The following is a 9721-nucleotide window of genomic DNA, read 5'->3' as shown; positions in this document are numbered from 1 at the left end:
GGTCGGCCCTGCCCCCGAAGCCGCCGTCTCCCCCTCCACCTCCGTCGTCGGCTGGGTCACCGGTGTCGACACCGGCGCCAACACACTTCAGAAGTTCAGCATCTCCGGAACCGACCTCGGAATCATGTGGGACAACGGCGATTCCGCCGGCCGCCAGGTTCTGATGGCCTTTGGCGACACCTACGGATACTGCGGAATGAGAAGCCAGCAGTGGCGGTACAACACCCTGCTGCGCACTCAGGACAAATCGCTCTCGCGCGGTCTCGCGGTGGCCGAGGGATCGACCTCCAACCCGTATGCCGGTTCCCCGCAGTCACGCCCCGGCTACTCCAAGCAGATCATCCCGCCCATCAAGTGGGCCGCCCAGGAACGCGGCATCATTCCCACGGCCGCCATTTCCGTCGGACGCACCCAGTACATGAACTACATGTCCATCAAGAGCTGGGACAGCGCCGGCGAATGGACCACCAACTACTCGGCGACCGCGGTGTCCAATGACAACGGACAGAACTGGAAGACGTTCCCCCAGAGTGTCCGTCCCGCATCCCCCGACGCCATCAGCCAGGTCCCGTTCACCCCGGGAAATGAGAACTTTCAGCAGGCCGCCTACGTCAAGGGCAACGACGGATACATCTACATCTTCGGAACCCCTTCCGGGCGAAGCGGATCCGGATTCGTATCACGCGCGTTGCCCGGGAACCTGCCCGACGCCGCCAAGCATGAGTTCTGGAACACCGACCGGGGCTCCTGGATACCGGGCGATCCCAACGCGGCGACTCCGATCATCTCCGGCCCGGTCGGCGAGATGTCCGCGCAATACAACACCTACCTCAAGAAATACCTGGTGATGTACGGCGACAAGTCCGGCGATGTCCTGCTCTCCACCTCCCCCGCCCCGCAGGGCCCGTGGAGCCCGCCACAGATTCTCGTCACCGAGTCACAGATGCCGGGCGGGCCCTACGCGCCGTACCTGCATCCGTGGACAACCGGCAAGGAGCTGTACTTCAACCTGTCCCTGTGGTCGGCGTACAACGTCATGTTGATGCGCACCACCCTTCCGTAACGGCGCTACAACCGCTCGATGATGGTCGCGTTGGCCAAACCGCCTGCCTCGCACATGGTCTGCAGGCCATAGCGCCCACCAGTCTGCTCCAACACCGACACCAGCGTGGTCATGAGCCGCACGCCGCTGGCACCCAGCGGGTGCCCGATGGCGGTGGCTCCGCCGTTGATGTTGACCTTGGACACGTCGGCACCGGTTGCTGCTTGCCAGGCCAGAACCACCGACGCGAAGGCCTCGTTGACCTCGAAGGCATCGATATCCGCCAACGACAATCCCGCACGGTCAAGGACTTTCGCGGTCGCGGGGATGACTCCGGTAAGCATGTACAACGGATCGTCGCCCACCACCGCGACCGAGTGCACGCGGGCCCGTGGGGTGAGTCCGAGCCGCCGGGCGGTCTCACTGGACGTGATGAGCACCGCCGACGCGCCATCGTTGATCGGCGAGGAATTGCCCGCCGTGACCCTCCAGTCGATCTGAGGGAAGCGCTGCTCCCACAATTCATTACGGAAAGCAGGTTTGAGCCCGGCCAAGATGTCCACGGTGGTCGATGGCCGTACCGATTCGTCAGCGGCCACCTCGATCAACTCGCCGTCCGCATTGGGCGCCTTGATCGACACCACTTCGCGCGCGAATCTGCCCTCGGACCAGGCCTGAGCGGCACGACGATGACTCTCGGCGGCGAAGGCATCCAGTTGCTCGCGCGACAGTTTCCATCTCGCTGCGATCAGCTCGGCACTGATGCCTTGCGGAACAAGCCCTTCCGGGTAGCGGTGGGCGATCTCGGGGCCGAAGAAGTCCTTACCCAGGCTTTGACTGCCCATGGGGACCCGGCTCATCGACTCGATACCCGAGGCGATCACCACGTCGTAGGCCCCGGCGATGACCCCTTGCGCGGCAAAGTGAATGGCTTGCTGGCTGCTGCCACATTGGCGATCGACGGTCACCGCGGGGACGGTCTCGGGCAACCCGGCGGCCAGTGCCGCCCACCGTGCCGTGTTGGAGCTCTGCTCCCCCACCTGTCCGACCGCACCGCTGATAACGTCATCGATGAGGGCCGGGTCTATCCCGGTGCGCTCGATGAGCGCGCGAATGGCATGAGCGTGCAGATCGACCGGATGCAGGCCAGACAGCGATCCACCCGGCTTTCCCTTGCCCACGGGTGTCCGTACCGCGTCGACAATCACTGCGTCTCTCATGGCAATGCCTCCTGGATTCATCGTTGAACTCCTCTCCTGCCGGTATACGCTCAGTCAGTTGGAATTCACAACTAAGTGTGATCAAGTGCATAACGTGCTAAGTTGGATTTCACGACTATGAGAGATTGTTCGATAACCAATGCCCTTGACGTCATCGGGGAACGCTGGACCCTGGTGGCCCTGCGCGAGATCATGCTGGGCAATCGACGCTTCGACGCGATCGTCCGCAACACCGGCGCCAGCCGTGACATCCTGGCCACCCGCCTGCGCAAGCTCGTGGATGCCGGCGTCCTGGAAAAGCGCCAGTACGAAGAGCGCCCTCCCCGTTACGAATACCTGTTGACCGAATCGGGGCGCGCCCTTCGGCCGGTGCTGTTCGCCTTGATGCAATGGGGAGACACGTTCGTCACACAGGGCCCCCCACCGAGCGTCTGGGAACACCGATGCGGGTCGGTACTGCGTGTCCAGCCCACCTGTGAGAATTGTGGAGAGGCAGTGACGTTCGACGATCTCACATCGCGACGGCTTGGCAGGGTGCGATGAGCTCCAGGCCTCTCACCTACGGGCCCGCGGGGGCTACCTGCCCAGGCGAAAGCACTTGGGCTCCCACACCATCCGGTCTGCGACGATTCGAACAGACAGTCCCCATCGGACGCGGCGATGAGGCATGGCGAAAGGCTTCGCAGGCCGTACTGGCGTGGGGTGTCAAGCGGCGCAGCGGCTTCCGGGTGAATCCGGAGGTGACCGTGAGCGAGGGCGCCGAGTTCCAGATCAGCTTCGGATGGGGCCGGTTCAGCATTCACGAGCCGGTGCGCATCGTGGCCGTGGCCAACACCAACGACCGCTGCGGGTTTGCGTACGGCACGCTACCGGGCCATCCCGTATCGGGCGAAGAGGCATTCATCGTGCACCAGAATGGCAACGGCACGGTGTTTCTCACGCTGCGCTCGCTGACGCGGGCCGCCCCATCAGGCTTCTGGCGGGGGGTCTTCCCGATACTCCTGATGGCGCAACGGGTCTTCCGTCGTCGTTACCTGCGGGCGCTGGCGTCCTAATCGACGGAGGACGCCAGGTCCACCAGTGTCCGCGCCGGTCCTGTCGGCGGAGAACCCGGCCGCCATACTGCCCGGAACTGACGCGTGAACACCATCGCGTCGGCCAGGGCGACCTCACACAGCGTGCCCGCGGACAGTTCGGGGGCCGCGATGAGACGGCTGATTATCGCCGGCGCCAAACCCGTTGCCGCCGCGGCCTTGATCGCCGCTGCCGAGCCCAGTTCTGCCGCCGGCGTCGCGGGCTGGCACACCTGGCTAAGCACCTCCCAAACGGTGTCGCGGGTACCGGAGCCCGGCTCGCGCATCAGAAGCGGCGTGGTGGCGAGTTCGCGCAGCGTCACGGGTTTACGCCGCCGAGCCCACTTGTGTCCGGGCCCCACCACGACGACCAGCTCGTCGGCGCCCAGCACTTCCCCACCCAGTCCGGCGGGCGCGTGCGGCCCCTCGATGAATCCCAGGGTCGCGCTACCGCCCCGCACCAACTCACAGACCTGTTGCGTGTTGCCCACTTCCAGCGACACCGCGACATCAGCGTGCCGTGATCGAAGAGCTGTTAGCCACAACGGAATCCGATGATCGGCGATGGTGCGCGAAGCGGCGACCACCAGCCGCGGCGCCTGGCCGGAATGCAGCGCGGCCACACCGGTGACGAACTCTCGCGCCGCTGCGAGCACCGGAGTGGCGTAGCCGATGACGGCCAATCCAGCATCGGTAAGCCGCGACCCGGTGGGACCACGCTCCAGCAATACCAACCGAAGGCGCCGTTCCAGCGCGCGGATACGCATGCTGGCCGCGGGCTGTGAAATGCCGTGCTGGCGCGCCGCGGCTCCGAGGCTGCCCGTCTCGGCGACGGACACCAGCAGGTCCAGCACGTCGAGATCGGGTGTGCCCGGCGGAAGAGGCATAAGTACAGTTTATGGGGTTCGACTAAAGCGCCTGATAATTGCCCCCTATTACGATGGGAGGCCCATGGACGACAACGACATCCGGCACCTGCGCCGCTGCATTGAACTAGCCGCCGAGGCCCTCGATGCCGGCGACGAGCCCTTTGGATCACTGCTCGCCGGACCCGACGGCACCGTGCTGATCGAGGACCGCAATCGCGTCAGCGGAGGCGATTCGACACGCCACCCCGAATTCGAACTGGCCCGGTGGTCCGCTGAGAATCAGCCGCCGGCCGACCGCGCATCCTCAACGGTGTACACCTCGGGAGAGCACTGCCCCATGTGCTCGGCCGCCCACGCATGGGTGGGGCTGGGCCGAATTGTGTACGCCAGCTCCTCGGCCCAGCTGACGCAGTGGCTCACCGACCTCGGCGTGCCCCCGGGCCCGGTTGCGGCACTGTCCATCAACGAGGTCGCGCCTGGCATTGAGACCGACGGTCCGGCACCGGATCTCGCCGGAGATGTGCATGCATTGCACGTCCGCTTCCGCGCGGGTGGCTGATCAGTTCACTTGACGCACGCGACGCCGTCCGCACCCATCTGGCTCAAGTCGGTTGGCGCCGGCGCCTGCACGCCCGTTCCCGTCGCGGCAACCGCGGTCAAGACGTCGGTCGAATTGGCATCCGCTGACGAGTCGCCCTTCTTCCCGGCGCTGTGATGGGCGATGTAGTCGTCCGCGGGGAACTGCGAACCCACCGTCAGCTGAACAGTTCCGGGTGCGACCGCACCGGATTCCGTCATCGGCAGATGCAGTTGATCGGCGAGCGCCTGCGCGCCCTCTTGGGCATCTGCGCCATAGACAATCGAGCTCTCGGTCGACATCGCCTCGGCCGTCGTCGCGCGACCACGCGTGAATCCCCGAGCCGTAAAGGCATCTTCGATGGCCGCACCCAGTCCGTCGCGCTCCGTCGCGTTGACGACGTTGAGCACCACGGGCGTCGAAAGCGGGGCCGCGGGCACCACCGCGGCCGCAGTGGGCGGCGCGGGGGCGATATCGGCGAAGAAGCGATCATGGACGATCTGCCGGATCGTCGGGAGGTCCACGATATTGACGTCCGAACCGTTCGGATCCTGGCCAAAGTCAGAGATGGGCAGCGTGTAGAGAGACATTGGCCTCTTGGTCAATGCCGAGGCGCGCGCGGCGAAGTCGACGATATTGAGGCCGGAGTCGATCGCGACGTTCTCGTGCGCGACGTTCAGGAAGTTGCGCACCGCGGCCGGATTCGACATCGCTCCACCCTTGCGCACCGCGGTCAACAACGACACCACGAAGGCCTGCTGGCGCCGGGTGCGGTCCATATCCGTGAACGATCCGTCGTTCTCGTCGCGCCTCTGCCTGACGAAGGCCATCGCCTGGGCTGCGTCGATCTGCTGAACACCTTCGTGGAAGTTGGCGCCGGAGAACTCGTCGACCGTGTCGTGGTTCAGACACACGGTGATGGGCTGCACCGACTTGGCGATCTGGAAGAACGCGGCGAGGGTCACTTCCACGAAGTGATCGATCGGCACGCCCAGAAAGTCACGCACCGTGTCGATCTGAGCCTTGCGCCCAGCCTCACGGGCGGCCTGCTCACGGGCGGTCAGATCGTTGGCACCTGCAGTGTCCGAACCACCGCTGGCCTGCCTGTCCAGTGCCTGCTGGTAGGCAAATCCGTAGGCCTGCTTGATCTTGCCCTTGCACACCGACCCGGGGCAGCCCGCCAGGTCCACATAGTCGTCGCGCGGGATCGACACCGCGGTGATAGGACCGTCGTTGCCCGGGATGTGCACCACAATCAGCACATTCGCGTTGTACCCACCGGACGTCTCGTCACCGGCATGCAGCGCGTCGTACATATCCTGCGGTAGCGGCTGCCCGTTCTGGTCGAGCCGGCTATCCAGGCCCATGAGCAGGATGTTCTGGTCTTGGCCGACAGGAGTCAGCACCCCGGGTAACACGTGTGAGGTGATGATCTGCCCTACCGCCGTGTTGTATCCGGCCCAGCCAAAACCTGTGATGGCCATGACAAATGCCGCAGCGATACCGACGACCAGACGCCCCTTCTCCAGCACCCAGCGCTGTGCCTCACCAGAATCCAGCTCGCCCATAACAGTTGACCATTGTTGTGGACAATCGGTCCAAAACACGGCAAGCACGCCTCGGACTCTCCGGCGAGTCCCATATCGACGCCCACTGTGAAGTACGTGTGAATTTGCCAGGGCCGCTCGCTAATCCGCGCGCGCAAGCCCCAGCACCGGGATAATTCGAGTGGTCATGCGCGCGTACTCGGCGAAGTTCTCGAAGCGTTCCGCCTGGCGCGTATAGATCCGGTCGCGTTCCTCACCCACCACATCACGCACTGTCACCGGAAAGCGGTCATCGCCGATCTCCACCGATACCTGGTCCGGGTGGGCCAGCGCGTTGTAGTACCAGCCGGAGCTGTTCTCCCGTCCGTTGTTGGAGGCGAACACATAAAACTCGCCACCTTCTTCGCCCGGTTGGTAAGCCATCGGGTTTTGACGCGGTTCGCCCGACTTGGCGCCGATGGTATGCAGGATCAACATGTCGAACTGCGCGAGAAAGCCGTCAACGGCGCCGTTCTCGCGAATCTGGGCCATCACGCTCGCATGAAAGTCTTTGGGGTTCGTTTCGGTCATGCCCTATTCAATGTCAATCTAATTGACACTATTCCCGTGGCGGATGAAATCCTCAACAATTCCCTCGACAAACCCGTCGTCGACCGCCTCCCCCGTCACGATCACGCGGTAGTACAGGGGCGCCACCAACTGTTCGGCGAGGCGAGCGACATCGACGCCCGCGGGCAGTTCCCCCCGCTGCACCGCCCGAGTGAACGGAATCTGATCGCGTGCCTGCTGTTCGCGTAGATAGCGAGCCCGGAACGCGTCCGCGAGCTGCGGGTCATGCTGAGACTGGCCAATGAGAGCCCGAAACACCGCGCCAGCATCATCGGTCGTGAGGAACCGCGCGGTGGCGCCCAGATGGTGCCGCAGGTCGGCCCCGAGGCTGCCCAGATCGGGTGGATCCAACTGAAAGGCGGCGTCTTCCAGGAAGACGTCCATCAGCACCTCCGCCTTGGAACTCCACCAGCGGTAGACGGTCTGCTTGGCCACCCCCGCGGCCTTGGCAATGCCTTCCATGGTCACTCCGGCATAGCCCTTGGCGACCAGCAGATCGTCGGCGGCGTGAATGACGGCCTCACGCGCGGTCTCGCTGCGGCCATGCCGATTTCCGAAATGGCGGCGCGCGTCGTCGGCCTCGCGGGGCTTCGCCGTCTCACTCACAGCATTCATCGAATCACCACCCTAGACTAGACGAGACGTTGCGTCTATTCTAGGTGATATGACAACGACACTTCATGAACCCGAATTCGCCACGATCGTGGACCGGCTCTTCGAGAACGCCTCACGCGATGCACTCCCCGTCGACCGGACTACTTTCCACGAGAAGTCCGTCGAGGAGCGCGTCGAACTGTTCCAGAACATCTACGTGCCCGTCGCGCCCGATGCCGGACGGCTCCTCTACAGCCTGGTCCGCGCCACCAAGCCCAAGACCATCGTCGAGTACGGCCTGTCCTACGGGATCTCGACCCTGCATTCGGCCGCGGCCGTTCGCGACAACGGTTTCGGCCGCATCATCACCACGGAAATGAACACCGCGAAGATCACCGCCTCACGCGCGACCTTCGCCGAAGCCGGAGTGTCCGACCTCATCACCATCCTGGAGGGCGACGCCCGCGAGACACTAAAGACGATTGATGGACCGATCGAGTTTCTGCTGCTAGACGGCTGGCCCGACCTCGACTTGCCCATTCTCAAGATCCTCGAGGACAAGCTGGCGCCAGGAGCGCTCGTCATCGCCGACAACGTCGGATTCGAAAGCAGCAAGCCATATCTGGAGTACGTCCGCACCCCAGAGAACGGCTACGTGAGTGTGGCCTCACCCATCGGGGAATGCATGGAGCTCAGCTGCCGTTGTGCGTAACGGCGCAATCTCACAGAAGCGTTGGCGGCGGTCGTCTCGCCAAAGTCTCCCGCCGCCAACGCCTTCAGAACCACTCCAGGAAGGTGTGGCATGTCCAAATCTACTCTCGGCCTGACGGCCGCGGCGTGCACTTCGTTCGCATTGCTGTGTGCGGCGCCCGCATCCGCGGGACCCAAATCACCTCAGACACCCAGCGAACTCGGCGCCGAGCTCCAGTCACAGGGCTATAAAGTTCAGTACGAGCGAATCGGCAACTGTGCCTTGGATGCCGGATCGGTTGTCGGCACCCGGATCGGCCCGGCGGTGTGGGCCGATACCACCACCCAGACCAAGGCCGGTGGCGGCGTCGGCGACGGTGCCGGCACCCGCGGAGGTGTCACCTGGAGCCATGACGTGGACCACCAGATCGCCTACATCACGGTGGCATGCAAACGCGCGGCAAAATGAGCCGAGCCGTACGGGAGATCCGGTCGCGATGGCAGCGGTGATGGTTGGCAAATAATCGGATGCGCTAGCCGCCCTGGGGAACTAGCATGCCTGAAATCGTCAGTGCCACAGGGTAGCTGGTACGCCCGAAGTGGAGGACTTCCGCCATGGCAACGTGGGTCAGCCGAGGCGAGCGCCCAGAGGATGCCTCGGCCAACAGATCCGGAGGCGAGCCCTGAGGGCTTCTATGCTGGCGGCGTGAGCACGAGCGAGCCCATGGGCACCATTCGAGTCAGCGCTGTAGTGCTGCGGGACAACCGCGGAGCTGTCCTGACCGTCCGTAAACGCGGCAGCACCCGGTTTATGTTGCCCGGCGGTAAGCCCGACGTGGGCGAGAGCGCAGCGGAAACCGCCGTACGTGAAGTCCGCGAAGAGCTGTCGATCGATCTGGAGCCGACGGCACTGCGCTCGCTCGGGGTCTTCAGAGCTGCCGCCGCGAACGAACCCGGATTCGATGTTGAGTCAACGGTGTTCGCCCATCCGCCGGTACCGGTCAGTCAACCGGCCGCCGAAATCGAGGAACTGCGCTGGCAGTTACTTGATGGGCCGTATCCCACAGATCTGGCACCCCTGCTCGCAGAGCACATACTCCCCGCTCTTGTCCAAGCGCCAAGCACGGGTCTGACAGCCCCCTAGAACAAAAGAAGACCCCCCGAACGTTCGGGGGGTCTTCTTTCTGTGGAGCTACGCGAGTTCCCCCAGGAAGACGCGCGCTGTGTTGATCACATCAACAGCCGATCGACACTGGTCGATTGTTTGCTATGCCAGCAAGTCTCCCAATGGCTACCCGTAGGACTGCTGGTCGGTAGCCCGACCACGACCGCGCGAGCCGCGCAACCCGCAGCGTTACAGCAGCCAACACCTGGAAGCACTCTCTGAGATCTCGCCGCACCCATCGGGGTGAGCGAAACAACTGTGACTCGCCGAACTCATCGTGTCCAACCTCGGGAGGTGGTACACGTATGTGCGCAAGTACGTTCAGGCTAGATACA

12 protein-coding genes are annotated in these 9721 nt (G+C 64.1%); 7 read left to right on the top strand and 5 right to left on the bottom strand.

All coding sequences use genetic code 11. The features are described from left to right. Positions 1–1063: glycoside hydrolase family 183 protein (locus tag B4394_RS10370; protein WP_078314963.1), on the top strand; the 1063-nt coding region annotated here is incomplete at its 5' end. Positions 1064–1068: 5 nt separating this feature from the next. On the opposite strand, the gene B4394_RS10365 is transcribed toward B4394_RS10370, so the two are convergent. After that, positions 1069–2262 carry a thiolase family protein gene (locus tag B4394_RS10365; RefSeq protein ID WP_078314962.1) on the bottom strand — a complete coding sequence of 398 codons (1194 nt, stop codon included), beginning with the start codon at positions 2260–2262 and terminating at the stop codon, positions 1069–1071. A 117-nt stretch (positions 2263–2379) separates the two neighbouring features. Between B4394_RS10365 and B4394_RS10360 the strand changes: the two genes are divergently transcribed. Both B4394_RS10360 and B4394_RS10355 read left to right on the top strand, forming a co-directional pair. Then, entirely contained in the window at positions 2380–2805 is a 426-nt protein-coding gene (locus B4394_RS10360) for a winged helix-turn-helix transcriptional regulator (RefSeq protein WP_078314961.1), read from the top strand. Continuing rightward, the gene (locus B4394_RS10355; protein WP_078314960.1) at positions 2802–3317 is read left to right on the top strand and encodes a DUF1990 domain-containing protein; all 516 of its coding nucleotides are present in this window, start codon (positions 2802–2804) and stop codon (positions 3315–3317) included. The genes B4394_RS10360 and B4394_RS10355 overlap by 4 nt, the downstream gene beginning before the upstream one ends. On the opposite strand, the gene B4394_RS10350 is transcribed toward B4394_RS10355, so the two are convergent. Next, on the bottom strand, positions 3314–4222 hold the full coding sequence (locus B4394_RS10350) for a LysR family transcriptional regulator (RefSeq protein WP_078314959.1): 909 nt from the start codon (positions 4220–4222) through the stop codon (positions 3314–3316). The genes B4394_RS10355 and B4394_RS10350 overlap by 4 nt on opposite strands. Before the next feature lie 64 nt (positions 4223–4286). Here B4394_RS10350 and B4394_RS10345 point away from each other — a divergent pair, with 64 nt between their 5' ends. Beyond that, positions 4287–4763: a nucleoside deaminase gene (locus B4394_RS10345; protein WP_078314958.1), complete on the top strand. Its 477-nt coding sequence runs from the start codon at positions 4287–4289 to the stop codon at positions 4761–4763. A gap of 5 nt (positions 4764–4768) precedes the next feature. Here the strand turns inward: B4394_RS10345 and B4394_RS10340 are convergent, their stop codons facing one another. The 3 genes from B4394_RS10340 to B4394_RS10330 form a co-directional block, all read right to left on the bottom strand. Continuing rightward, positions 4769–6349, bottom strand: coding sequence for an LCP family protein (locus B4394_RS10340; protein WP_078314957.1), 1581 nt, complete (start codon positions 6347–6349; stop codon positions 4769–4771). A gap of 120 nt (positions 6350–6469) precedes the next feature. Beyond that, positions 6470–6898: a nitroreductase/quinone reductase family protein gene (locus B4394_RS10335; RefSeq protein ID WP_078314956.1), complete on the bottom strand. Its 429-nt coding sequence runs from the start codon at positions 6896–6898 to the stop codon at positions 6470–6472. Between the two features lie 18 nt (positions 6899–6916). Next, a complete protein-coding gene (locus B4394_RS10330; RefSeq protein ID WP_078314955.1) occupies positions 6917–7543 on the bottom strand; it encodes a TetR/AcrR family transcriptional regulator in 627 nt (208 codons plus the stop codon). A gap of 58 nt (positions 7544–7601) precedes the next feature. Here B4394_RS10330 and B4394_RS10325 point away from each other — a divergent pair, with 58 nt between their 5' ends. From B4394_RS10325 to B4394_RS10315, 3 genes are all read left to right on the top strand, one after another. Beyond that, a complete protein-coding gene (locus B4394_RS10325; protein WP_078308791.1) occupies positions 7602–8243 on the top strand; it encodes an O-methyltransferase in 642 nt (213 codons plus the stop codon). 90 nt (positions 8244–8333) lie between these two features. Then, positions 8334–8690 (top strand): hypothetical protein, encoded by a 357-nt coding sequence (locus tag B4394_RS10320; RefSeq protein WP_078308790.1) that lies wholly within the window; start codon positions 8334–8336, stop codon positions 8688–8690. 237 nt (positions 8691–8927) lie between these two features. After that, the gene (locus B4394_RS10315; RefSeq protein WP_139360097.1) at positions 8928–9365 is read left to right on the top strand and encodes an NUDIX hydrolase; all 438 of its coding nucleotides are present in this window, start codon (positions 8928–8930) and stop codon (positions 9363–9365) included. Positions 9366–9721 lie beyond the last annotated feature (356 nt).

The sequence above is a fragment of the Mycobacterium sp. D16Q16 genome, assembly GCF_002013745.1.
In the GTDB taxonomy this organism is placed as follows: Bacteria; Actinomycetota; Actinomycetes; order Mycobacteriales; family Mycobacteriaceae; genus Mycobacterium.
The sequence above is the reverse complement of the archived record's forward strand: the minus strand, read 5'-3'. Positions and strand labels throughout refer to the sequence as shown.

Coding starts and splice junctions, on each gene's coding strand:
- B4394_RS10355 (WP_078314960.1), top strand. CDS start 2,802: ATGAGCTCCAGGCCTCTCACCTACGGGCCCGCGGGGGCTACCTGCCCA.
- B4394_RS10360 (WP_078314961.1), top strand. CDS start 2,380: ATGAGAGATTGTTCGATAACCAATGCCCTTGACGTCATCGGGGAACGC.
- B4394_RS10325 (WP_078308791.1), top strand. CDS start 7,602: ATGACAACGACACTTCATGAACCCGAATTCGCCACGATCGTGGACCGG.
- B4394_RS10340 (WP_078314957.1), bottom strand. CDS start 6,349: ATGGGCGAGCTGGATTCTGGTGAGGCACAGCGCTGGGTGCTGGAGAAG.
- B4394_RS10335 (WP_078314956.1), bottom strand. CDS start 6,898: ATGACCGAAACGAACCCCAAAGACTTTCATGCGAGCGTGATGGCCCAG.
- B4394_RS10365 (WP_078314962.1), bottom strand. CDS start 2,262: ATGAGAGACGCAGTGATTGTCGACGCGGTACGGACACCCGTGGGCAAG.
- B4394_RS10320 (WP_078308790.1), top strand. CDS start 8,334: ATGTCCAAATCTACTCTCGGCCTGACGGCCGCGGCGTGCACTTCGTTC.
- B4394_RS10345 (WP_078314958.1), top strand. CDS start 4,287: ATGGACGACAACGACATCCGGCACCTGCGCCGCTGCATTGAACTAGCC.
- B4394_RS10350 (WP_078314959.1), bottom strand. CDS start 4,222: ATGCCTCTTCCGCCGGGCACACCCGATCTCGACGTGCTGGACCTGCTG.